The organism is Citrobacter sp. RHBSTW-00944, from assembly GCF_013615435.1.
GTDB classification, from domain to species: Bacteria; Pseudomonadota; Gammaproteobacteria; order Enterobacterales; family Enterobacteriaceae; genus Citrobacter; species Citrobacter braakii.
In genome coordinates, this window is the sequence record NZ_CP055418.1 from 1,472,854 (window position 1) to 1,497,854 (window position 25,001).

A 25,001-nucleotide genomic window follows, 5' to 3' on the forward strand; every position below is an offset into this window, starting at 1 on the left:
ACTATACCTCATTAAAAAACTGCGTATAACTGGATTCACTAAAGCCAAGCAGCATAGGCTTACCCGGCGCGCAGAGCAATGGGCGTTTGATAATTGCAGGCATTTCAATCATCAATGCAGCAGCAGAGGACGCATCGGTGATTTGGTTACGTGTGGCTTCATCCAGTTTGCGCCAGGTGGTTCCACGTGTATTGAGCAGCGCCTCCCAACCTAATTCGCTGATAAAGGCGTGTAATAACGCGTTGTCCAGGCCGTCGACGCGATAATCATGGAAGCGGTAGTCGACCCCATTGTCTTCCAGCCAGCGTCTGGCTTTTTTAATCGTATCGCATACTTTAGGAGAAAGGCCATACATGATAAGTGTCGGTTCAGAACGGTCTGTCATGTTGTTTTACCTATGCAATTTGGTTAGGCCTGTAGCATACAGATGTTCATAATCCATTAACACCACAAGAATATTCGATGATAATCAAAATGTTACCGATTTTTGTATTCGCGGTAAAAAATAATGAGTTCATATATTGTTAAAAGAGCCGTTCATTGATAGCGTTAGCTCATCTTAGTTTTCTGTCGTTGTTGTTTGCCAGTCTGAATATTCAGAAAGGAGCAGTTGTGAGAAGTGCTAAAGCTTATTCCTACGTTCGTTTCAGTACCCCTAAACAGGCCCAGGGGGATAGCTATCGCCGCCAACTTCAGCAGGCTCGGGACTACTGCACGACTCACAATCTCGTGTTGGATGACAAGACCATTGAGGACTTTGGAGTTAGTGCTTTTCGTGGTAGCAACCGTACTGATGGTGCACTGGGTCGCTTCATCGATGCAGTTAAAGGTGGGGAAATCGTAAGGGGTTCTTATCTCTTAGTTGAATCGGTGGATCGGCTGAGCAGGCAGGCGATTGAAGAAGCTCTGACGCAGTTCTTGGAAATAGTCAGAGAAGGCATTGTGATAGTCACTCTTTCAGATAATCAGGTCTTTCGCAGTGGTGAGGTGGATTTCACAAAGCTGATTGTTTCGATTGTCTATATGGCTCGTGCCAATGATGAATCTGAAATGAAAAGCCGCCGTAGTCGTGCTGCATGGTCCAATGGACGCCAACAAGCGAGAGAAAATAACAAAGTGATAGCTAACTCTCGCCTCCCTTCATGGTTGAAGCTTGAGGGGGACAAGATCGTTCCTATCCCTGAACGGGTCGCTATTGTGAACGAGATGTTCCAAATGGCTCGATCTGGCCAAGGTTATCAACAGATTGCTAAAGTATTCAGCGAGAACGATTACAAGACATTTGGGAAGGGTAAAGCATGGCGTCCTGCTGGTATTCAGTCAGTGATTAAGAATAGGGCCGTAATCGGTGAATTTCAGCCTCATAGAATTTATGAAGGGAAGCGAGTGCCAGACGGTGATCCACTTTTTGGCTATTATCCAACGATTGTTTCACCTGCAATTTTTGCAGAGGTGCAACATATTGTGGATAAGAGGAGCAACCATAGCGGCTCTTACAGAAAAGGCCTCTATAACAATCTGTTCAGTGGGGCTATCCGTTGCCAGTGTGGCGAATTGCTGCGCTTCCACAATAAAGGTAGCAAGGGACAGGTTCGTAATTATCTTGTTTGCCCAATGGAAGGCGTTACGGGTTGCCAGTTACCGTATTTGCCATACAACAGAATTGAACCACAATTGCTACAGGCTCTGGGTAGGCTATCCAGCGTTATGAAGCAACGTCAACCGCAAACAGGCAGAATGCCAGTTCTGAAAGACGATCTGGCTGTGTTACGAAATGAGCTAGAAGCGGAAGGCAAAAAGAGAATGAAGGCAGCCCAGTCCATGCTGGATTTTGATGATGATGCTATTTTCCGAATGTTATTTGAAGAGTCTAAGGATGCCTGTCGTGTACTGGAGGAAAAAATCTTGCAAATTGAAGGTGAGATTATGGCCTTAGAGCTCTCTAGCAGAACAATTAATCACTTTCTACGTCCAGAGGATTTAATCGGTACGGAGCAGCGTCAGCAGTTCAACAGCCAGCTAAAGTCAGCTATCACGATAGAATTTATTTATGAAAATACTGGGCTGGTTGCCGTAATCAAAGACTTGGAAGGTGAGCTCATGTTGGAGCAAGCATTTGGTCCCAAATTAATGAGCAGTATCGTCCATGATTTTGAAGGCCATATCTGTGTTAAAACTATCGCTGATGCTCCTTATGTTGATCCTGTCTGGATTGAAGAAGAAAGAGTGGAGTATGAAAAAGGGAACCTTATCGAATTTGATGAGTGTGGCGATTTTAATGTCGACAATTTGAACAAAAAATGTTGAGATTTTGTAACCTTCTTTCGATGTATTAGTTATGAGTAACGCACTGCTGGAAAAGCCGGGTTGCGATGAGCATTTGAGACCGCATCATTAGCCACACGGACTCGAATAGGAACGAAAGTGAAAACTATGGCGATAAACTAGTAGAAGCCATTGAGACAATCTTAAGGTTAAGCCTACGCCGAATCAAGGACTGGAGTCTTTAAGCCGGGTACTCCCGGCCTTAATCGGTAGCTCCTAGAGATCACTACCGGCATCCGTGCCCGTTGACTCAGAAAGTATAAACCTGTGTTTTACGCCGTATGTGGTCGGTGATCGTCGCCGTAACAGGCTGACCATCTAGGTGCCGAAGCAACCTACGCATAATGGATTCGGCATGCCACTGAGTGAGGCTGCCCCGGTAGCCTGAAGCGGGCAGTCCGGCCTCAGTGAGGACTGTCGGAAGCACAAGGTCGGCATCAATCGCACAGTTAAAACCAATGGGATGCTTATCACGGTCAATGATTAGTCTTAAATAGTTCATAAGCTCTCGTTCTCCTTTAATGTGAAATAGATTTAAGCACATACTTTATTTTACCGCACAGTAAGGACATTTTATGTCAGTAGACGACGAAATTGAACGCATGAATGATTTGGAATCAAAGTTTCTACTCCTTTATAAAAAAATAAAGTTCAATCAGGACTGTTTTTATATCGATGATGAACTTGGGGCAGTTCGAATCGATCCGGATGAAAATGGTAAATATGTTTTTGATGAACCATTTAAATATTCCAGAGTCGCAAGTTCTATTCCACCTGACACCCACAAAGAAGTCATCGAGATAATAACGGAATATCTTGATGAAAACTGGAAAATGCCTAGTGAGATGAGGGGGTATTTATCTGTAAGGTTTAAAGAAGCAATAGGTCAAAATCCAAAGAATCTGGATTCATTATTTGGGTTGAGACCTAAGAAAAGAAGTAGAGAAGACGACATGAATATAGAGGATGCGATTTATTACATCCAATTCAGAATAGCCTTGCATAAAGAAATTAGACCGAAGGGTGATAAAAACCCGTTTTTCAGGGGCGAAGCGTTAAATGACTTTTTATGTGACGAGTTGAGTTCCATTTTTTTAAAAGGGAACGTAAGCAGAGATAAATTAAAGGACTTGACTAATAAAGGAAAAATGGTTGGATTAAGTAATAATTTTTTCCAAAACTATGGTCAAAAAGATATTAAGTGCTTGGTTAAATACAGGGGGTATTTGAGTGAAATTATCATTGCAATGAATGACATCATTCCCACAGAAAATAATCAACAAAAATTAGATGCTCTGAATTTTATCTTAGCCAAAATTGAACAGAAACTACATAAACTACCGCATATCAAGGTAACGCTATAACGTCAACTGCTTTTTAAGGGGGAATTGATGTTACGGAAAATCCCCCCTTCTATTTTGTCGACATGTCACTGCTAATCCTAATAACATTTCTCTCATCGCAGCGAGACACTCTTGCTGCAAAGATGAGGAAATCCAATGATATGTAACAACGAAAGCTTCAAGCAAAGGGCTGCTACCTTTAGCCAGTTCACCTCTGTTGAAGATAAATGCGAATACGTATCCGAGTTGCTTGAATGTATCTGTCCCGTTGAAGATGGGCATGCTATATATAGCGAAGAGTACGACTGCTATCAGTTTTTCTCCGGAGGAGACTGCTGTAGCATGCGCCTTGTCATGAGTCCTTACGGAGATATCGAACACTTCGAATTCAGCTGTAACTAACTATACAATATCGCATTGGCTTTACCCGCAAGGGGAACGTCAACTCTCCCTTGCTAAAGTCATGCGAGGAGTCAATATGAATATTGAAGAGCATAATGAAAATGCATTAATTGAAGCGTTACAGCTCGCAAAAGAACATGGTATTGCCGCAGAGAATGCCGAATTAAAAGCAATCGATACGGATTTTCCCAGATGTCAGGATGTTTATGATAAACCTGGGCGTGCGAGTGCCTGGTTAAGTCCATATAGTAATGAGGAAGGTAAGATTCTCAGGGTATATATTAGTAGCTACCATGAAGATTTAGGTAGCGCTATATGGGATCATGATGGCCTGCATTCATTACTGCCAGAAAGACTCCAGGAGCTAGATAATGAACTGAAAGCACTGAAGGCTAAACGAATACAGGAAAAGGATAGCCTTCTCGCTGATAATAGAGCTAAATTAGAAAGAAATTTAAAATCACTCTCGCCAGCATCACAGCATCCTTATTTATCAAGGAAGCAAGTTTCAGGTAATGGCCTTTTTGTGGATGGAAATACATTAATTATCCCCATTCATTCTTATGGCGGTGAGTTTGTTAATGCTCAGCGTATTTTTCCTGATGGAACTAAATACTTTTTTAAGGATTGCGGTAAAAAAGGTGCCTGCCATGTTATCCAAGGTGATGATAGCACGATATTAGTCGCTGAGGGGTATGCCACAGCAGCGTCCTGCTTTGATGCGACGAGATATACATCGGTTATGGCAATTGACTGCGGGAATATATATTCAGTTGTCGAGTCTATTCGCTTACATACAAAGGCACCAATCGTCATTGTTGCCGATAACGATAAATATAAGGAGAAAAATGCAGGGGTAGAAGCGGCTGAAAAGGCAGCAAAAGCGTTTGAAGGTGTATCTGTGTTCATCCCTGAATTTCAGGACGCTACGAATAAACCAACAGATGCCAACGACCTGATGTTGCTGGAGGGGATGGACGAGTTGAAAAGACAGCTATCCCCCGTTATCGCTCATGCGAGGATGGGTATTCCATCCAGCTATTTCTTTTCAAATGGCTGGCTGTGTCAGAAACGTGAGTCGGTGAAGGAAAGCTATAACGTAAAGATAAGCTCAGCCGTGTATCCCGTTGCACAATCTAGGGATAAAGCAAGCGAGGACTGGGGATTGGTACTGAAGTTTGCCGACTCAGATAGTCATGAGCATCAATATGCACTGCCTAGAGCCGCATTAGTTAAAGATCCGGCTGCTGTACTGGAGCCGTTAGTCTCACGAGGTTTGCAATACGATCCCCATGAGATCAGGGCTCTTCTGAGCTACATCTACACGGTTCAGCCTGTGGACAGGGCCAGGAGCGTATCGCAGACGGGCTGGTACGGTGATGTTTACGTGCTTCCCGATGAAGCGATAGGGGCATCCAGTGAGACGGTAATTTATCAGTCGTTCTCCGGGGCCCCCCCAGGCTATGAGCAGTCAGGCAGCCTGAAGGACTGGCAGGAGAATATTGCAGCGAAATGTGTGGGAAATAGTCGCCTGGTACTGATGGTTGCCGCTGGTTTTGCCGGGCCGTTGCTGGAACTGGATAACTCGCTGGAGTCTGGTGGGTTTCATATCCGTAGTGAGAGCAGCAGGGGCAAGTCGACCGCTCTCAGGGTTTGTAAGTCGCTCTGGGGGGCCCCGGATAAGCTTGTAACATGGCGTGCTACATCCAACGGGCTTGAAGGTGTCTGCTTCGCTCATAACGACGCGACGCTGGTGATCGATGAATTGGGTCAGATGGCAGATGAAAACCCCGCAGAAGCGGCTCAGACGGTCTATATGGTCGCAAATGGGTCGAGTAAGCAGAGGGCAAATAGAACGGGAGGTGCAGCGGGGATTAAAACATGGCGGCTTATCTTCGTATCGGCTGGAGAAGTCTCCCTGTCGAACCTGATGGCTCAGGCAGGTAAGACGGTTAAGGCCGGGCAAGAGGTGCGTTTCATCGATATCCCAGCAGATGCTGGTAAAGGGCTGGGCTTGTTCGAAGAGCTGCATGGTAGCCCTGATGGTGCCAGCTTTGCCGAGGCAGTGAACAGTAACAGTAAGAGCTTCTATGGAACGGCAGCTCGTGCGTTTCTGGCTCAGGTCACGGCTGACAAGGCGGGATTCACTAGCAGGCTCAAGGTGCTGATGGCTGAATTCTTGCAAAATGTGCCAGAGGGAGCTGATGGTCAGATTAAGCGCTCAGCGAACCGGTTCGCCCTCGTGGCGGCAGCAGGGGAATTAGCCTCAGATATTACGGGATGGCCTGAAGGCGAGTCCTCCCGTGGGGTTAAGGCTTGTTTTGATGCTTGGCTTGCCGAGCGTGGGGAAGGATCTCACGAATCGAACCTAGCCATTGAGTCAGTCCGGGCTCGTCTGCTGACATGGGGAGATTCGCGTTTCGGGCAGGCTGCTAATGCTCCTGTCTGGGGAGTAAGAACCGAGCGTGATTTTTGGGTATACCCTGCCACGTTCAGGGACGAACTATGCCGAGGACTAGATCATCGGAATGTAGCTAAGGTACTTCGTGATAATGATTTTCTATCAGATACGGCAGCGGTAACAAAACGGATACCTGGCGGTGGTACTCGTAAGTTTTATGTCATTTCGGGAAAGCTTTTAGGGGATGAACCAGAGACGCCAGTACCAACGCAGCGCGATGACTCACCATATACAGTGTAATTCATAGGGGGCTCTGTCCCCCTTTGTTACGTTGTTACGATTACCAAAAAGTGAACGTAACAGCGAGATCGTTGATATGACTGCATGTTACGCTGTTACTTTTGTTACCGTTGAAAAACATCAAGTTGGAGATTGATATGGATTGGCCTAAGGAGTACAGCAATATATCTCAGGATGTAAGAGATGTGGCATATGAATTATACGATGTTGAAGCTATCACCAGATCAGTGCTGCTGCCGGGGCAGGTGAAAACGGCTTACCACGGTGGACCGCTAACGACGGATTATTACCTTTTCTTATTCACCAGCAGGGAGAATCCGAAACTTACAGGGTATTTTACCTGTGGGCTGCATGCAGCAAAGGGTTGGTTTGAATTGAATGGGCAGAAACCTGAAGATATTCCATCGTATAACCCCCTTACTGGCGAATCCTCAGGTAGTGGTAAAACTCGCGGAAGCGGGACTGCAAAACAACCCAAAGCTGAATCAAATCCAAGAATGAAACGTCTTATCAGGGTACTCCAGACGTACATTTCTCTGACGGATGATGAAAAGGGGAAAATCAAAGGCGAATCAAAAACACTGGAAGTCCTACAGAAGCTCATAAAAGCTTCAAAAGATGCCCCCAACACGTCAAACATCAGATCAGTAAATACCATTCTGTACAAAGCGCTTAAGGATGGCCGTTATGGTGGAGCTCATACATTCACTCAATTAGTTGATAACTATGAAGTCCTTCATGAGGTAGTTTTCAAGAAGATCGCTATTGAAGATTTCAACCAAGAGATTGACGATACCCGCAACAAGTCGGCTACATACCAGTACATCCCTTTAGCATCATTCTGAAATGAAGGGCTCCGGCCCTTTCCGATTGATGTTTTTCCAGCGTAACAGCCGTAACATGTGTCACACGCCGTCATATCAATGTTTTCTCTGTTACGTTCTCCAATTTCGTCCCGTAACAAAAGTAACACCATCGGTAAGCTTTTATATTCCTTATACCCTCACAGCAATTCAATATTGAACGCTCTCCCAGGTACAAGAAACGTGCATACAACCACAGGAGAAAACTATGCACGATATCATCAATCAGGCCCGTGAGCTGTTGACAGCAAGGCTGTACCGTAACCAGTCCCTCGGATCCCCCAAAGAAACCGAAAGCTACCTCGCCCTCCAGCTTGGCGAACGTGAGCAAGAGGTTTTTGCCGTCATCTTTCTGGATAGTCAGAATCAGGTTCTCCAGTACAAGGAAATGTTCTACGGAAGTATCGCGTCCACCAGCGTCTACCCACGTGAAATAGCCCGCCTAGCGCTTCGTCTGAACGCCGCTGCGGTTATCTGCTCCCATAACCATCCTTCGGGTCATCCTGAGCCGTCAGCGGCTGACAGGACAATTACCGAACGGATAAAGAACTCGATGGAACTGATAGACGTTCGTGTGCTGGATCACGTTGTCGTCGGTGGTGGTCGAACTGTTTCGTTCGCTGAGAGAGGCTGGCTTTGAAATGCATACTGCCGTTACAGCGTGGCTTCATCGCGATACTGGATCAACACCGCAAAACAGGTGAGTGCATCCTTAATTTCCGTTCACCGGATTACTCGACAGAAGGCGGTTACCACCCGGTTGAGATCCGTCTGGTTGGTGACACGTTGGATTACGTTACCGAGTTTTCCTACTTCGGATATGAACTGGAAAAGTCACTGGATTTCGACTTCGGTCAGGGTGTCGGTTTTCAGGCCTATGCAGGTTGTACCGACATCTGGCGTTACCGTGAGCTATTCCAGCTCTGGCAGCGAAACTTCATAGCCTACTATCGGGCAGGCATCTACGAGGTCAAATCATGAGTTGGAAAGCGTTACTTGTCGAAGCTCTGATTATGGCCTTAACAACCTTTGCAACCGTCTTCTTCCGGGGAATGGCTACACACTACGCACCCGACGAAGATTTCTTCTAATTTCCTCTCATTAATAGACCCCTGCCGATAGGTTATACCCTAAAGATCTGCCAGCACTACAACGGTGCAATGCCTCACGAATCCCTGCCACTATGCGGATTACGAGTTTTGGCAGGTCATGTGCACCGTAGCATACCTATTGGCAGGGTAAGGGGGTTCATATGGCTATTGTTGGCTACGCCCGGGTATCCACCACAGGGCAAAGTTTGGATGTACAAATTTCAGCCTTATCCGGCTGTGAAAAAATCTTTAAGGAAATAATCAGTGGCGCTAAGGATGACCGTCCTCAGTTATTGGCAATGCTGGAATTTGTCCGTGAGGGTGACACTGTACAGGTAACGAAACTTGATCGTCTCGCCCGTAACACTCGCCACCTGCTGGAAATATCTGAGTACCTCCAGAAAAAAGGGGTGGCGTTGAGCATTCTTAACATTGGCATCAATACAGTTACTCCGACCGGAAAACTCATGCTGACGATGATAGGGGCAATCGCCACGTTCGAAAGAGAAATGATTCTAGAGCGTCAAGCTGAGGGGATAGCGCTGGCAAAACTAAAAGGTAAGTACAAGGGCAGAAAGGCCACGGCTCGTAGCAAATCACAGGAAGTTCTGGATATGCTGGATCAAGGACTGAGTAAGCCCGCAATTTCACGCCAGTTGGGGATAGGTATCACCAGTATTTACCGAATAGTCAGAAACAAACCAAGTTAAAGGAATACAAAATGAATCACGTTTCACTATTAACAGTGCTATCGCTTGTTATAGTCATCTGTTTCCCCACAAGAGCAGAAAGTAAAGTAATGGATATAAAGTTAATTTGTGAGAACAGCATAACCGCTGATATTCATTACGCAGATGAGCAAGGCTTTATCGACATTAACTCACCAGATGGCGAGCGAAAAATACGCTTACACAAAACAGACATTATCGATAAATATTCGATCATCACTTTCTACGATGGGTCAGTACTGGCAAAAGTTATGTTTATGAACGGCAGTAAGCAAAACCACTTTGAATTGCAGATAGGTCCACACGGCGAGCTTAATACATGTAAAGGAGTCAGGTAATGGTACTTAAAAATCGCCCAGAAGTCCTGTCAATACTGGCCGTAGTGCTTGCCCTCGCTTCCATCGGTTACGCTAAAGGTATCGTGGGCTATCAGGTCTGGACGACTGACGTGGGCTACAGTTTCGGCTCACAGGTTCTGCTGCCCCGCATTGGGCTTATTATCAGTGGCTTTATTGGTGCATGCGGTGCATTCACCATTGCAAATAAATGCAGCCAGTCGGAAGATGAGTTCAGTGCTGTATATAAGCTGGCATCCATTATGATGTTCATCATTGGTGCTGGCATGCTGCTCTACGGCTTCTGGAACTGGAAAACCGACTATCAGATAATCTACAGCATATTCGGGCCTGCATTTGTCGGAAACGGCATGTTCATATTCATACACAAGCTAAAATGGCTTAAAAATAAGATCGCCACAATGTCTTTCGCAGTGATACTGCTGATACTAGCTTTCGCAGTAGCAAGCATAGGCAGGCCGTCTCCGTTTGATGTATGGCAGTTTGTGGTTGTCCTGAATGGAGGTACTGGCTTATTCATATTGATGGCGACTCTGAGCGGCAGTTTCGTTATGAATTGTCTGCTACATCAGAAAATATGATCGATGACTTGAGGTTGTGATGAGGGCAGAATCGAAGCGCAAAGATAATTTATTGTTCATCCATGATTCAGATGAGATGCCGATAAAGTCTTGCCTTCGATTCTGTTATAAACACACTTACAACGATTCCCTGCCACCGCCCTGGTAGAGGTACTTCTGGAAGCCAATAAAAGAGTCCCTTACCAGCTCTGCTGAGCCTAGTTCGGCAAATGCATCGGCCAGAGCATTGTTATATTTGAGCTTGAGTAGAGGTCCCAGCTTGGTCTCATCCAGTTCAGAAACCCCCTCCTTAACATAATGGCCCAGTACAAAACTGAGGAAAGTATGTTGCTTGCTGTCAAATGCCTTGCCGATAATTGTTTCGGCTCGGATGGCTCGCTCTTGCCTGGTTAATGGTTCGCTGGCATAAGCTACATACGCCAAGACATCAAACAGGTCACTTTCCTCAGCCTCTAGAACTTTCTGCATCTCAGTCAATTGGTCAGTGCCAAATCCCTTTTCTGCCAAGCCATCGAGCAGTTTCTTACGCGTACTCGGTTCACTCCAGATAGTACGGAGTTCATCCTCATCCTTAAAAAACTCTGGGAGCTTGCCAAAAAGGTTTCCCATAAACTCTGTTGCTGACATTGGAGTACCATCCGGATGCCAGAAGCTGGTTGCACTCATATGCTGTATTTTGCGGGCCTTGCCGTCTGCCAGCTCGATTTTAATTTTTGCCTTTTTGTTGCAGCTACAGGGTTTATGACCACACAATTGACATTGATCCTCGGATGTCGGCTCCTTTAGGCATTCACATGGGCGTTGATTACACACTGCACATATCTTTGCAGCGGGCTTTTCGCATGAGCAGGGACTGGTACTACAGACTTCACATTCCTCTGGAGGCAGAGGCTCACCGTCCCATTCAGGATCACTAAAATGGTGATGGGCCTTCACAAAATCATGGATAGTAAAGTAGTTCTTACCATCATATAGCCGAGTTCCACGGCCGATGATCTGCTTAAATTCAATCATTGAATTAATCGGGCGCATAAGAACTATATTACGCACATTGCGAGCATTCACCCCGGTCGACAACTTCTGTGAAGTGGTCAGAATTGTCGGGATCGATTTCTCGTTATCTTGAAACTCTCGTAGCCACTGTTCGCCCAAGGCTCCGTCATCAGCCGTAACTCGGTGGCAATAATTGGGATTGCTGCTTTTTTTTACCTGATTAATAAGGTCGCGAACAGCCAATGCATGCTCTTGGGTTGCACAGAATACTATCGTCTTCTGGCTCTGATCGATCTCCTGCATGAATATTTCTATTCGTTTACGTTCCCGGGGTGTAATTTCGATAACGTGGTTAAAATCCTTCTCTGTGTATATCCGGCCGAGCTCCACTTCACCTTCAATTACTTGATCATCGGATGTATAGATATATTCATCCAAAGTAGTTGCGTGCTGGCGCACCCTAAATGGCGTCAGGAAGCCATCGTTGATCCCTTCTTTGAGGGAATAGGTGTAAACAGGTGTGCCAAAATAAAAATAGGTATCAACGTTATCTTTGCGCTTTGGAGTCGCCGTCAATCCAAGTTGTACTGCTGGCTTAAAGTAGTTGAGAATGTCTCGCCAGTTCCCCTCATCATTGGCACCACCTCGATGACACTCATCAATAATAATAAGGTCGAAGAAATCGGGCGGGTAGTCACCAAATACCGGGGATGGTTTGCCCTCGGCATTTGTGCCAGTCATGAACGTTTGGAAGATAGTGAAGAAAATATTGCCATTCTTCGGTGCTTTCCCTTTTTTTCTTATCTCGTCAGGTGAGATTCGCACTAAAGCATCTTCGGGGAAGGCAGAGAAGTCGTTGAACGCTTGATTAGCAAGAATATTGCGGTCAGCCAGAAATAGAATACGTGGGCGGCGAGTTGGTTCTCCCTCTTGTTTCCAGTCATTGAGGTTCCAGCGGCTATGGAATAGCTTCCAGGCAAGCTGAAATGCGATAAACGTCTTGCCAGTGCCTGTAGCCAGAGTGAGTAAGATTCTATCTTGCCCTTCGGCTACGGCTCGTAACACACGCTCTATAGCGATGTCTTGATAGTAACGCCCTTGCCAATAGCCACCTTTATCTTCAAAGGGCACGCCAGTGAAGCGATCCCACCACTGGTTTTGCAGCACAAAAGTGGCTTGCCATAGTTCATCGGGAGTAGGGAAACTGAGGACTGTTTCCTCCTTACCTGTTTCCATATCGATGGCATAGATACCCTGCCCATTGCTGGAATAGGTATAGCGGATGGTAAGCTTACTCGCGTAATCTTTAGCCTGTGCTACCCCGGAGGTGAGTGGCTTGTCCCAAGCTTTGGCCTCGATTACGGCTAGCTTAGTATTCCGATATTCCAGTACATAATCGGCGGAGAGCGCATTACCACGTTTGCCATTACCTTCTAGTCGTCCCAGGGTGATGAGGTATTCTCGGCGAATACGGCTCCCAGGAACTATACCCCAACCAGCAGCCACCAGCATGGGATCTATATGTTCGGCTCTAGTTTCGGCTTCATTCATAACTGTTATCTTCCCATGCCCAAATCTGTTCGCAAATTTGCTGGATTAACCATTGGCGTTCATCTATATCAGCTTTTCGGAATTTTTCATGTGATTGAAATTTGAGTTTTTGGCTTACTGCCATAGATAAAAAATTCGGATTGTTTATGTAAGTTTGTGGATGCAACGATTTTGCCAGCAGATTTTCTTTCAGATAGTGTGGGACTTTCTCATCATAGGACATGGCTCCGTAAGATTGATTAGTGCCACGAGGTAAGAGGAGTAGGTCTCCTATTCGGTTTCGATAAGTGTCGAATTCATGTTTCTGTTCAAATTCGTCGAAATGTTCTTCAAACTTATCGGCCCAAATATGCTCGACTTCGTAAGGTTTTGAGTTTTCAGCTTGAATGAAGTAAGTTGAAAAATTGCTTTTAAGACCTGAGTGTGACTCGATGTATGCTGTCACACGCGATAACAAGAACTTAACGAAGTAGCGGTTCTGACCGTGTAATCGAAACTGAGCCATACCTTCCCACTTTTCTTGCATCTCTTCAATCTTGTTGCCTAAGACTGAATGCAACTCTTCAATACTTTTGCCACGAATGTCCTTCACTAGCGAGTACATCGTGTAGCGAATTGAACTGGCACCAAAGTTTCTAAAGTTTATGGCTCGCCGCACCGAAAAGGTTTCCAGAAATTTAGCTACGAGATTTATTTTAAGCCTGACCGTTTCGCCGTTGTCCGACGAGAGGAGCGGAGCCAACATTAATGGTAAGCTTAATGAGTCGGCAATACCCCAGTTATAGTGGTAGAAAATTTGTTCCCAACCAGGCTTTTCTTCTTTTTGCGCTTCCAATATCTTCAAATATGCATCCAAATAGAATGCCATTTCAATGTGAACGAATGTTTGGAAATCTGCCACAGAATTGGCTTTTAATTTTGCTTTACCTATGTTGTCGCGAAACCAATTATGGAAGCGTGTGCCTATTTTCTCGAAATCTTCATTTGACGAGCCAGCTTTGCTCTGCCTGATCGTGTCTGCATATTGACCACGAAACCAGGCTTGAATAAAACGAAGATCTTCTTCTTTACTTTCTATATGCAAGTTTTGGATAGACTCTTTCCAGAAAGAGTTGGCTTTATCCCTGCTTTTTTGATCGGGCAAACGAGATAAAATGTAACTCTTCAACATTTCAGTGGCAGTTAGATTCAAGCCACGATCATTCATCGACTCGAAAATTGTATAGGCATTTTCGTCAGAATAGGCCGTGATCTCTACCAAAATTACGTTGTATTTCAACCAGTCCAAAAAATAAGGGAACGCTGTAGCTTTTATCTCTTCTGGGAAAGCCAGTGCGATATCGCCATATCGTTCCGCCATATTGAAAGTAGATTCATCATCACCCTCCCGGACTTCGTACTGACCTTCCTGAAACAGTTTTTCCAGGCAGCGCTTACGCTCTTCTACCTGAATATTAAAAGACTTTACGCCGTATTTTTCTGAGAAAATCATCGGCTCGATGGACTCCTTTCCACCGTTCTGCTTTTGCAAATTGTTGAGATAAATCAGCAGGAGCGTGAGTGATGTCAGCCGCTGTTGTCCATCAATAATGCTGCGTGCCCCATCTTTACTGGCAACGACAAATGGGCCAAGGTAATAATTGTTATAATGTTCGACCTCAGACCTAGCATCACCATCCTCATAGGCGGCAAGAAAAGCAGAGCTCAGATCGGTAACCAATTGCTCAATATGTTTTTTTTCCCAACTATACTCGCGTTGGAAGTAATCAACCGTGTATTTTCGCTCGTTCAATACTTCAAACACGCAACGGTCATCCGCATCAATCTTGTGGTCGTCTTTGCTCATGCTTAATCCTTATAGCTGTCCGCTGAATGCTTGATGTAGAAGAGATTGTTTCAGCTCATCCAGTGCGTCAATTTTACGTTGGTAGAGGGAACTAAGGTGTTTAGTTTCGGCATTACGTTGATCAAGATATGAAACAATTTTCATTTGCTCATCTAAAGGCGGAACACTCACAGGTAATAGCCGCAAATCTTCGAGATTAATCCCTACGTATGTAGCCCCTTTCTTCACCCCTCCGAGCCACTGCTGGCTAACACCTGACCCAATTAGGTAACTCAGGAAGTTTGGATTCATTTGAAGAGGGTCTACTGGAACCATGGCAACCTCTCGCGAAATATTCCAACCTGTCATTGTAGGTTCGACAACAGCAACTCCACCAAGGGTACCTCGAACGTTTACCAGGACCTCGCCACCCTTAAGTATGGTTCGTGCGTAATCAGCAGAAAGTTTTGCGGCTATTCGCTTTATTCCCTGTGTTTCGATATTAAGCCAACGAACATTACTTGTTCGTAGGCAGGGCACCCCATTTGGGGTTTCATCTCCAAGCTTGATGACACCGTAAGTAATTACTCTTGCAGGCTCGCATAAATCAGCAAGAGGTTTTACCACCCATCCTTTCCCTTGCTGACTAAAAATGTCATGAAGATAACTCTCAAAAAGGGTGAGCGAATTCTGGCGATTTTTCTCAGTGTTGGCTCTGGCTGCTGCTATTCCCTCAAATGCTTGTTCTAACAGGCTAACAATACGTTGTTGTTCGAATAGCGTTGGAAGGTTAATCTTAACCTGCTGGAGTTTCTGAATTGTCAGAGTATCGACAGTTGCACCATTTCCACGATCCAATTGCTCGAAAAATAGTGGTGATTTCAGCCATAAATTTACAAATTGACTACTAACCTCACTTTTTCTCTTCATCCAAAGAATACTGGCATCCTTAAAGTAAAACCGGTCATTTGGTTGAACAATATACGAATTACCGATCGTACCAATCGCTGTGATAATAATATCCCCAGCTTCAGGTACTCCGGATTTGGCAGCAAGTTCCTTGTAATGTTCTTCGGAAATAAAAAGCTCATTATCGACCGATCCATTTAATGCTAAACGTGTCACTTCTCGACCACGATAGAACGGAACTCCACATTCTTTCCATTGGAACTTCAATACTCGTTTGCTAGAACCAATCTGGAAAAGTGAGCTAAGTGGTACTGCCATATGGTTCATAAAAGCCCCCGAATGCTGGCTAATAATTTTGCACTCTTCGCATCGAGTATCGCTATTTCATCTATGATTTCCTGAGGTGAGCGGTGTATGAGTTCTTCCGCACCATTTGGGTTCTTCACAGTCAAATCATAATTGCTGCTGTTGATATCAGATATATTTAGACTCCAGCTTTTGTCTGAGTCAGCAAAGCGTGCTTGAAACGCCACAAATTCCGTTAGATCTTCATCATTCAACGGATTGGTTTTGCCCAAGTTGCGCCCTGGCTCAAGCTGATAGAACCAAACTTTGTTAGTCGTGGTGCCTTTGTCGAAAAACAGCACCACGGTTTTCACTCCTGCACCTTGGAAGGTACCACTAGGGCAATCCAGCACGGTATGCAGGTTGCAGCTCTCCAAAAGCAATTTACGTAGTGCCACTGAAGCATTGTCTGAGTTGGAAAGGAAGGTGTTCTTGATGACGATGGCGGCACGACCGCCCACTTTTAGCATCTTGATAAAGTGTTGCAAAAACAGAAATGCCGTTTCGCCGGTACGGATCGGGAAGTTCTGTTGTACCTCTTTGCGTTCCTTGCCCCCGAATGGCGGATTGGCGAGGATTACTTCCATCCGATCTTTTTCCTGAATATCCGCCAAATTCTCGGCCAGAGTATTAGTATGTTGGATATTAGGTGCTTCGATTCCATGCAGAATAAGGTTCATAATGGCAATAACGTAGGCGAGGCTTTTCTTCTCCTTGCCGTAGAAGGTCCGAGTTTGCAGTGTATCGAAATCGGCGGTAGTGAGATTTGGATTTGCTGACAAGTAATCGTGGGCTTCGCATAAGAAGCCCGCCGAGCCACAAGCCCCGTCGTAAATACGCTCGCCAATGCGTGGCTTGACCACCTGGATCATTGCACGAATCAGTGGGCGAGGTGTGTAGTATTCACCACCGTTACGTCCGGCGTTTCCCATCCGCTTGATTTTCTCTTCATAGAGAGCTGAGAGTTCGTGCTTCTCGACCTGTGAGCGAAAACGTAACTCGTCGATATAATCGATGATATCTCTTAAGGTGTACCCACTACGTATTTTGTTTCTAATCTCGCTGAAGATCTCCCCAATCTTGTATTCGATGGTATCCGGGCCATTGGCTCGTTGCTTGAAACCCTCGAGATAGCCAAACAAATCTTTGTCTACGAATTCAATCAGGTCATCGCCTGTTAAAGCAACATTGTGGTCAATCTTTCCGTCCGCCCCCTTAGGAGCCGCCCAGCGGGACCAACGATAGCGCGGTGACAGGATAGGGGTGTAGGTTTTGCCTTCCAGCAGGGCTTCATTTTCTTTGTCCTGTTCCAGTCCATCGAGATACTTGAGAAACAGTAACCAAGAGGTCTGCTCGGTGTAATCTAGTTCTGAACTACAGCCAGACTCTTTGTGCAGGGCATCGTCAATATTTTTGAAGGCTTGATCAAACATGAAGGGTATCCGAGTAATTCATGGAGTAAGGTCGAGCCGAAGCAGACACTTACAGCTAATAGATTGAGTTGGCAGCTATTCTAGCTCTTACAGAAGTCGCTATAAACAGGCATGGGTTGTTTTGAAGCATTATTGGATGTACATGAGTGATAAGGGACAAATTTGACAGGCTCTTACTCAACTTGGACGCGAACAATAAAGTTGGTGAGCTAGGCATCAGAACGGCATCGTACTCAGTTTTGTACGTAAGCGTCGTCTGAGTACCGTCTGGTCCCGAATCCAGGATCCTGTAACTTAAGCACCCACTTATTTTGCAGGTGGACACCTCATGCGCGCTAAAGAAAGACTTCCCCGGAAACACTATTCCCCTGAATTCAAAATGGAACTGGTCAGGCTGGCTCTTGAAGAAGAAGGCAGTATTGCCGCACTGGCCCGGAAACATGACGTCAATGATAACCTGCTCTTTAAATGGATAAGGCTCTGGCAGCGTGAAGGGCGGGTCTGTCGGCCCCGAAAAAACTCATCGTCGCTTCCTGCCCTGATACCCGTGCAGCTTCAGGCGGGCTCTTCTCTCCCAACCTTCGAACTACCATCCTGCTCTCCTCCCGCTACCTGCCACATAAAATGTCGGGGAGGAGAAATAACACTGACTCATCCCTCTGCTGAACTCATGAGCACTGTCCTGCGCGAACTGATGCGGGGGCCGGTATGATAAATCTTCCCGCAGGCACAAAAATCTGGCTGGTTGCCGGTATCACCGATATGCGCAACGGCTTCAATGGCCTCGCCGCAAAGGTGCAGACCGCGCTGAAAGATGACCCGATGTCCGGCCACGTCTTCATCTTCCGGGGACGCAGCGGCAGTCAGGTAAAACTGCTCTGGTCCACCGGCGATGGTCTGTGCCTGCTGACAAAGCGACTGGAACGTGGTCGCTTCGCCTGGCCCTCAGCCCGCGATGGCAAAGTGTTCCTGACGCCGGCGCAACTGGCGATGCTGATGGAAGGTATCGACTGGCGACAGCCAAAGCGGTTACTGACATCCCTGACCATGTTGTAGCGCTCTTTATCCTGGTTGTCGCAGAATAAGCCTGGTAAAATACAGGCTTATGAACGATACCTCTTCTGACGACATCCTTCTGCTGAAACAGCGCCTGGCCGAACAGGAAGCGTTGATCCACGCCCTGCAGGAAAAGCTGAGCAACCGGGAACGCGAAATAGACCATCTGCAGGCGCAACTGGATAAGCTGCGCCGGATGAACTTCGGCAGTCGTTCCGAAAAGGTATCCCGCCGTATCGCGCAAATGGAAGCTGACCTGAACCTGCTGCAGCAGGAAAGCGATACGCTGACCGGCCGGGTGGATGACCCGGCAGTGCAGCGCCCGCTGCGTCAGACCCGCACCCGCAAACCGTTCCCTGAGTCACTCCCACGGGATGAGAAGCGGCTGCTGCCGACTGAGCCGTGTTGCCCGGAGTGCGGTGGTTCGCTGAGTTACCTGGGTGAGGATGCCGCCGAACAGCTGGAGCTGATGCGCAGCGCCTTCCGGGTTATCCGGACAGTCCGTGAAAAGCATGCCTGCCGTCGGTGCGATCGCATCGTTCAGGCCCCGGCTCCTTCGCGCCCCATCGAACGGGGGATCGCCGGACCGGGGCTGCTGGCCCGAGTGCTGACCTCAAAGTATGCAGAGCACACACCGCTGTATCGCCAGTCGGAGATCTATGCCCGCCAGGGTGTAGTGTTGAGTCGTTCTGTACTGTCGGGCTGGGTGGATGCGTGTTGTCGTCTGCTGGCACCGCTGGATGAAGCCCTTCAGCACTATGTCCTGACCGACGGCAAACTCCATGCTGACGATACGCCTGTCCCGGTGCTGTTGCCGGGCAATAAGAAGACGAAGACCGGGCGCTTATGGACGTACGTTCGAGACGACCGCAACGCCGGATCAGCGCTGGCCCCCGCAGTGTGGTTCGCTTACAGCCCGGACAGAAAAGGTATCCACCCTCAGACCCATCTTGCAGGCTTCAGTGGCGTACTGCAGGCTGATGCCTACGCCGGGTTCAACGAGCTCTACCGCGACGGCCATATAAAGGAAGCCGCGTGCTGGGCCCATGCCCGCCGAAAAATCCACGATGTTCACGTCCGTACCCCGTCAGCCCTGACGGAGGAGGCGCTGAAACGGATCGGCGAGCTGTATGCCATCGAGTCGGAGCTCAGAGGTAAAAGAGCAGAGGAACGGCAGGCAGTCCGGCACCAAAAAGTGCTGCCGCTGCTGGCGTCACTGGAGGGGTGGCTGCGGGAGAAACAGAAAACCCTCTCAAGGCACTCAGAACTGGCGAAGGCGTTCGGGTATGCGCTGAACCAGTGGCCGGCGCTGACCCGCTATGCAGAAGATGGCTGGGTGGAGGTGGATAATAACATTGCCGAAAACGCCCTACGACTGGTCAGTCTGGGGAGAAAAAACTGGCTGTTCTTCGGCTCGGATCATGGTGGTGAGCGCGGTGCGTCACTGTACAGTCTTATCGGGACGTGCAAATTAAACGGCGTGGATCCGGAACGCTATCTGCATCATGTACTTGATGTCATCGCCGACTGGCCTGTGAACCGGGTGGGTGCTCTGCTCCCGTGGCGGGTTACTCTGCCTGCCTGACCAGCTTCACTTCGTCAATACGGTTCTCACTGCACGCTTACTTTTGTACGGCAATAATGACTAGAAGCAATAAAGCTAAAAAAGAATTTTAAACAACATCGGCTAATCAGTATCCTATTAGAGGTTTCACATCTCGTTCGATACAGAGTTGTCCCAATTACACTGGGACAGGTAAGTTTTTAAGGTGCCTTTATCAATGTCCCAGTTCATCCATCCCATTACGCAACTTGTGCATAGTACTGTACGCATTGAGTGTACAGATTCACAAAACAGAATCTCATCAGGTTCTGGCTACATATTCATGTTTTGCGAGACAGAAGCAACTGCAGTTCCTTGCGTAGTAACAAACAAACATGTTACCGAAGGTGCTGTCCGTGGGGTTTTCCATTTAACATTAAAAAATGAAGACGGTACTCCAGCACTTGGGATGCATGAAGCTGTTGTTCTTGACGAGTTAGATAAATATTGCATCCCCCACCCGATAACAGCAATCGATTTGGTCGCTTTTCCTATTGGGCCAATCTTAAATAGTGCAAGCAAAGACGGGCGAGCTTACTACTTCGTGCCTCTTGGTAAACAGAATTTAGCGAGCAGTGAGCTTTTAGAGTTACTTCCCCCGATGGAAGAGATCGTAATGATTGGTTATCCCAACGGGCTATGGGATCAACTTCATAATCTGCCAATCATCAGAAAGGGGATTACTGCCACTCATCCCAAGCTGAAGCTGAATGGAAAACCTGAATTTCTCATCGATGCGGCTTGTTTCCCTGGCTCTTCGGGCTCACCTGTATTTTTAGCAAATATTGGGAGTTTTGTTAGCCCGGATGGTGCATTGTGTGCAGGAAATCGAATTGCATTACTTGGTACTTTGTATGCAGGCCCTCAGCACTCGACTAGCGGGGAAATCGTTGTTGTTGATGTTCCTACTGATACGAAACAGATATCAATCGGAAGTATCCCAAATAACCTTGGGTATGTAATTCAGGCAAGTGAGCTGATGGTCCTTGAAGATGCCGTAAAGCAAGTTCTTCAGCCCGCTCCGAAGGTATCGCGAAATGATCTTTGTCCTTGTGGCAGTGGAAAGAAGTTCAAAAGGTGCTGCGGAGCGCTTGGTTAATTCATTGTTGGATGGGAACCAAGCTATCTCTCTGGTTCCCTTTGTTAAGGTTCTAATGATAAAAATAGCTCGCAATTCTTAATGCCGTAGAGGGTGATCATTTGAATCCTTATTGACGTAATTTGAATATTTATTCTCGTGTTCTATAAACATGAATAATACATATTGTCATCGAACCGTTATAGAAAAATATAACATTGTTGTTGAATGGTGAATAATGATTCCTGAAAGTTCCAAAATTCACGGGAAACTGAAAATCAGAATTTGCCTGTTTGCATCAGCCTGTTTTTCCATCAGAATTGCCAAAGTCGTAGATGATGTATGAATATTTCAAAATATTGCAGTAAGTCACATAAAATTTATGGGGTTAGCGCATAGTGATTACATATACCCCCGAACACTGGAGGATGTAATCACAACAATTGGTTAAATGATCTTCTTTTTATGATGATGATTTCGTAGAATGCCCATAATAATAAGAGAGGTTGTTATGATTGAACGTGAACTGGGGAACTGGAAAGACTTTATCGAAGTGATGCTTCGTAAATAATTTTCTGGAAGAAATTCATATCCTGCAAAGGATAATAAAAGGCGACTCAACGTAAGTCGCCTTTTTTGTGTCCGATTATTCTGGGCGTGGCTTCAACGGGAAGCGTCTGCGTACCAGCACAAAGAACAGAGGAACGAAGTAAATCGCCAGGACAGTGGCTGAAATCATCCCGCCCATTACGCCAGTCCCCACCGCATGTTGACCGCCGGAACCTGCGCCACTGCTGATGGTCATCGGCAACACCCCAAAGATAAACGCCAGTGACGTCATCAGAATTGGGCGTAAGCGTTGGCGACAGGCATGCAGCGTGGCGTCGAGCAAGTCGTGACCTTTCTCGTTCATCTCATTGGCGAATTCAACAATCAATATTGCGTTCTTCGCCGAAAGCCCGATAACGGTGAGTAACCCGACCTGAAAGTACACGTCGTTTTCCAGACCGCGCATCCAGGTAGCGAGCAGCGCGCCAATGACCCCCAGCGGTACAACCAGCATGACGGAGAAGGGAACCGACCAGCTTTCGTACAGAGCCGCCAGACACAGGAACACCACCAGCAAAGAAATGGCGTACAGGGCTGGCGCCTGAGAGCCCGACAGCCGTTCCTGGTAAGACATTGCGGTCCATTCGAGGCCGAATCCGGTCGGCAACTGGTGGACCAGCGATTCCATAATGTCCATCGCCGTACCGGTACTGACGCCTGGGGCGGCTTCGCCAACAATCTCGACGGCGGAGTAGCCGTTATAGCGTTCCAGACGCGGTGAACCCGTTTCCCAGCGCGACGTGGCAAAGGCCGAGAAAGGCACCATGCCGCCGCTATTATTGCGGACGTACCACAGATTGATGTCGTCCGGGAGCATGCGATATTTTGCCGCCGCCTGCACGTAAACCTTCTTCACACGACCCCGGTCCATAAAGTCATTGACGTAGCTGGAGCCCCAGGCCGTTTGCAAGGTGTCGTTGATGTCATCAATGGAAACGCCCAGCGCCTGGGCTTTGCGCTGATCGATATCAATTTGCAACTGCGGGCTGTCGTCCAGACCATTATGACGAACGCGGGTCAGAGACGCGTCTTTCCCGGCCAGCTCAATCAGCTTGTCGCGCGCGGCCATTAACGCATCATGGCCCGCACCGGCGTGATCTTGCAGCTCCATATCGAAACCGGCAGAGCTCCCGAGACCGCTAATCGCCGGAGGGCTGCTGGCGAAGACGCGGGCTTCTTTAATCTTATTAAAGGCTTTAGTCGCGCGCTCGATGATGGCGAAAGAGGTTCCGGTGGTGGTGTCGCGATCATCCCAGTCTTTTAAGCGGACAAACATCCGCGCCACGTTTTGACCGTTCCCGCCAGGGCCGGAACCGACCGTGGAAAAGACCGACGTAATGTTGTCTTTCTCATGGGTGAAGTAATACTTCTCCACTTCCTCAACCACTTTCAATGTTTGCTGCTGGGTCGAGCCGCTGGGCAACTGTATCGAGGTGGTAAACATGCCGCGGTCTTCGAGCGGCAGGAAGGAGGTTGGCAGGCGCAGGAACAGGAAAACCATACCACCGAGCAGCAGGCCGTAAATCAGTATCCAGCGCAGGCTGCGGTGCAGGATCCTGGCGACGCCTTTTTCGTAGCGTTCGGCGTTGCGGTTAAACATCCGGTTAAACCAGCCAAAGAAACCGGTTTGCCCGTGATGCTCGCCTTTATGTAGAGGTTTGAGCAGAGTGGCGCACAGGGCAGGGGTGAGGATCATCGCCACCAGAACTGAAAGAACCATTGCGGAGACGATGGTAATCGAGAACTGGCGGTAGATAGCCCCGGTAGTGCCGCCGAAGAAAGCCATCGGGATAAACACCGCCGACAGCACCATGGCGATACCGACCAGCGCGCCCTGGATTTGCCCCATCGATTTCCGCGTCGCTTCCCGCGGCGAGAGGCCTTCCTCACTCATAATTCGCTCGACGTTTTCCACCACCACAATGGCATCATCGACCAGCAGGCCGATCGCCAGCACCATCGCAAACATCGTCAGGGTGTTAACGCTGTAGCCAAAGGCGTAGAGCACGGAAAAAGTACCCATCAGGACGACGGGAACTGCGATTGTAGGGATCAGCGTGGCGCGGAAGTTTTGCAGGAACAGGTACATCACAAGAAATACCAGCGCGATCGCTTCCAGCAGCGTTTTCACCACGTCGATAATTGAGGCTTTGACAAAGGAGGTAGTTTCATACGCCACCTTGTATTCCAGCCCGTGCGGAAAATACTGTGAGAGCTCGTTCAGGCGGTCGATAACCAGCTCCGCCGTTGCCATTTCATTGGCGCCGGAGGCCAGTTTTACCCCCAGACCGGAAGCCGGGTGGCCGTTGAAGCGGCTGAGATAGTCATACTTTTCCGCACCCATTTCGACCATCGCCACATCACCCAGTTTAACTTCTGAGCCGTCCTGATTGACGCGTAGTGTAATCGCGCGAAATTCATCCGGAGTCTGTAGCAGCGACTGGGCGTTGATCGTCGCATTCAGCGCTTGTTTGTCCACCGAAGGCGTGCCGCCAAGTTGCCCGACGGCAATCTGCGCATTTTGTGACTCGATAGCATCGGTCACATCTTTAGCGGTCATCTGGAAGCTGTTAAGTTTGACCGGGTCGAGCCAGATACGCATGGAATATTGTGAACCGTAGGCGTCAATATCGCCCACGCCGTTTAAACGACTGAGCGGATCCTGGATATTACTGGCGACGTAGTCGGCGATGTCCTGCTTATCCATTGAGCCATCGGTGGAGACGAAGGCGATGGTCAGAATATTGGTGTCACCGGTCTTGCGCACCGTGACCCCTTGATTCTGTACCGCCTGCGGCAGCTTACGCATTGCCGATTGCAGCTGGTTTTGCACCTGCTGGACGGCTTCATCAGGATCGGTTCCCGCGAGGAAGCTCAGCGTAACCGACGCCTGGCCTGTCCCGCTGCTCTGCGACGACATGTACATCAGATTATCGAGACCAGTCATGTTCTGCTCGATAACCTGGGTGACGGTATTTTCCAGGGTTTGTGCGGACGCGCCAGGGTAGTTCGCGGTTACCCGCACGTTTGGCGGTGCCAGATCGGGGTATTGCTCAACGGGCAGCGAAAAAATAGCCAGGGCTCCTGTCAGGCACAACAGGATTGCTAACACCCAGGCAAAAATGGGGCGATCGATGAAAAAATTCGCCATTAAAAGGGGACCTCGTGTTTCTGCGTATCGTTATGGGTGTGAATTGCTTCACTTTAGC

General features: G+C 47.7%; 19 protein-coding genes. 13 read left to right on the forward strand and 6 right to left on the reverse strand.

Annotation, left to right across the window (positions count from 1 at the left end; translation table 11 throughout):
* Position 1 precedes the first annotated feature (1 nt).
* Positions 2 to 385: an ArsC family reductase gene (locus tag HV334_RS06910; RefSeq protein ID WP_181221328.1), complete on the reverse strand. Its 384-nt coding sequence runs from the start codon at positions 383 to 385 to the stop codon at positions 2 to 4.
* A 227-nt stretch (positions 386 to 612) separates the two neighbouring features.
* On the opposite strand from HV334_RS06910, the gene HV334_RS06915 reads away from it, so the two are divergent.
* The 9 genes from HV334_RS06915 to HV334_RS06955 all read left to right on the forward strand — a co-directional run bounded on the left by HV334_RS06915 (position 613) and on the right by HV334_RS06955 (position 10,390).
* A complete protein-coding gene (locus tag HV334_RS06915; RefSeq protein WP_181221329.1) occupies positions 613 to 2,307 on the forward strand; it encodes a recombinase family protein in 1,695 nt (564 codons plus the stop codon).
* Between the two features lie 593 nt (positions 2,308 to 2,900).
* Positions 2,901 to 3,689, forward strand: a complete 789-nt coding sequence (locus HV334_RS06920) for a hypothetical protein (RefSeq protein WP_181221330.1) — start codon at positions 2,901 to 2,903, stop codon at positions 3,687 to 3,689.
* A gap of 457 nt (positions 3,690 to 4,146) precedes the next feature.
* On the forward strand, positions 4,147 to 6,771 hold the full coding sequence (locus HV334_RS06925) for a DUF927 domain-containing protein (protein WP_181221331.1): 2,625 nt from the start codon (positions 4,147 to 4,149) through the stop codon (positions 6,769 to 6,771).
* Between the two features lie 137 nt (positions 6,772 to 6,908).
* Positions 6,909 to 7,616: a hypothetical protein gene (locus HV334_RS06930; RefSeq protein WP_181221332.1), complete on the forward strand. Its 708-nt coding sequence runs from the start codon at positions 6,909 to 6,911 to the stop codon at positions 7,614 to 7,616.
* 226 nt (positions 7,617 to 7,842) lie between these two features.
* Positions 7,843 to 8,274 carry a DNA repair protein RadC gene (gene radC / locus HV334_RS06935; RefSeq protein ID WP_181221333.1) on the forward strand — a complete coding sequence of 144 codons (432 nt, stop codon included), beginning with the start codon at positions 7,843 to 7,845 and terminating at the stop codon, positions 8,272 to 8,274.
* Positions 8,271 to 8,615 carry a DUF2787 family protein gene (locus tag HV334_RS06940; protein ID WP_249415058.1) on the forward strand — a complete coding sequence of 115 codons (345 nt, stop codon included), beginning with the start codon at positions 8,271 to 8,273 and terminating at the stop codon, positions 8,613 to 8,615. The genes radC and HV334_RS06940 overlap by 4 nt, the downstream gene beginning before the upstream one ends.
* A gap of 271 nt (positions 8,616 to 8,886) precedes the next feature.
* The gene (locus tag HV334_RS06945; RefSeq protein ID WP_181221334.1) at positions 8,887 to 9,435 is read left to right on the forward strand and encodes a recombinase family protein; all 549 of its coding nucleotides are present in this window, start codon (positions 8,887 to 8,889) and stop codon (positions 9,433 to 9,435) included.
* Between the two features lie 11 nt (positions 9,436 to 9,446).
* Positions 9,447 to 9,791, forward strand: a complete 345-nt coding sequence (locus HV334_RS06950; protein WP_181221335.1) for a hypothetical protein — start codon at positions 9,447 to 9,449, stop codon at positions 9,789 to 9,791.
* Positions 9,791 to 10,390 (forward strand): hypothetical protein, encoded by a 600-nt coding sequence (locus HV334_RS06955; protein ID WP_181221336.1) that lies wholly within the window; start codon positions 9,791 to 9,793, stop codon positions 10,388 to 10,390. The genes HV334_RS06950 and HV334_RS06955 overlap by 1 nt, the downstream gene beginning before the upstream one ends.
* Positions 10,391 to 10,507: 117 nt before the next feature.
* On the opposite strand, the gene HV334_RS06960 is transcribed toward HV334_RS06955, so the two are convergent.
* Genes HV334_RS06960 through HV334_RS06975 form a run of 4 tightly spaced genes read right to left on the reverse strand, consistent with a single transcriptional unit; the run spans position 10,508 to position 17,446 of the window.
* Complete coding sequence (locus HV334_RS06960) at positions 10,508 to 12,934, reverse strand: type I restriction endonuclease subunit R (protein WP_181221337.1); 2,427 nt, start codon at positions 12,932 to 12,934, stop codon at positions 10,508 to 10,510.
* Complete coding sequence (locus HV334_RS06965; protein ID WP_181221338.1) at positions 12,927 to 14,780, reverse strand: DUF262 domain-containing protein; 1,854 nt, start codon at positions 14,778 to 14,780, stop codon at positions 12,927 to 12,929. Before HV334_RS06965 ends, HV334_RS06960 begins: the two co-directional genes overlap by 8 nt.
* Positions 14,781 to 14,789: 9 nt before the next feature.
* Positions 14,790 to 15,995, reverse strand: coding sequence for a restriction endonuclease subunit S (locus HV334_RS06970; protein WP_181221339.1), 1,206 nt, complete (start codon positions 15,993 to 15,995; stop codon positions 14,790 to 14,792).
* The gene (locus tag HV334_RS06975) at positions 15,992 to 17,446 is read right to left on the reverse strand and encodes a type I restriction-modification system subunit M (protein ID WP_181221340.1); all 1,455 of its coding nucleotides are present in this window, start codon (positions 17,444 to 17,446) and stop codon (positions 15,992 to 15,994) included. Before HV334_RS06975 ends, HV334_RS06970 begins: the two co-directional genes overlap by 4 nt.
* A 708-nt stretch (positions 17,447 to 18,154) precedes the next feature.
* Between HV334_RS06975 and tnpB the strand changes: the two genes are divergently transcribed.
* The 4 genes from tnpB (at position 18,155) to ypfM (ending at position 21,754) form a co-directional block, all read left to right on the forward strand.
* Positions 18,155 to 18,502, forward strand: coding sequence for an IS66 family insertion sequence element accessory protein TnpB (tnpB, locus tag HV334_RS06985; RefSeq protein WP_000609174.1), 348 nt, complete (start codon positions 18,155 to 18,157; stop codon positions 18,500 to 18,502).
* Positions 18,503 to 18,551: 49 nt separating this feature from the next.
* Positions 18,552 to 20,087 (forward strand): IS66 family transposase, encoded by a 1,536-nt coding sequence (locus tag HV334_RS06990; RefSeq protein ID WP_001000406.1) that lies wholly within the window; start codon positions 18,552 to 18,554, stop codon positions 20,085 to 20,087.
* A 196-nt stretch (positions 20,088 to 20,283) separates the two neighbouring features.
* A complete protein-coding gene (locus HV334_RS25455) occupies positions 20,284 to 21,204 on the forward strand; it encodes an SEC-C metal-binding domain-containing protein (RefSeq protein WP_181221341.1) in 921 nt (306 codons plus the stop codon).
* A gap of 490 nt (positions 21,205 to 21,694) precedes the next feature.
* Entirely contained in the window at positions 21,695 to 21,754 is a 60-nt protein-coding gene (gene ypfM / locus HV334_RS07000; RefSeq protein ID WP_001386977.1) for a protein YpfM, read from the forward strand.
* Positions 21,755 to 21,829: 75 nt separating this feature from the next.
* Here ypfM and acrD read toward each other — a convergent pair whose 3' ends face one another.
* Complete coding sequence (acrD, locus tag HV334_RS07005) at positions 21,830 to 24,943, reverse strand: multidrug efflux RND transporter permease AcrD (protein WP_181221342.1); 3,114 nt, start codon at positions 24,941 to 24,943, stop codon at positions 21,830 to 21,832.
* Positions 24,944 to 25,001: the final 58 nt, after the last annotated feature.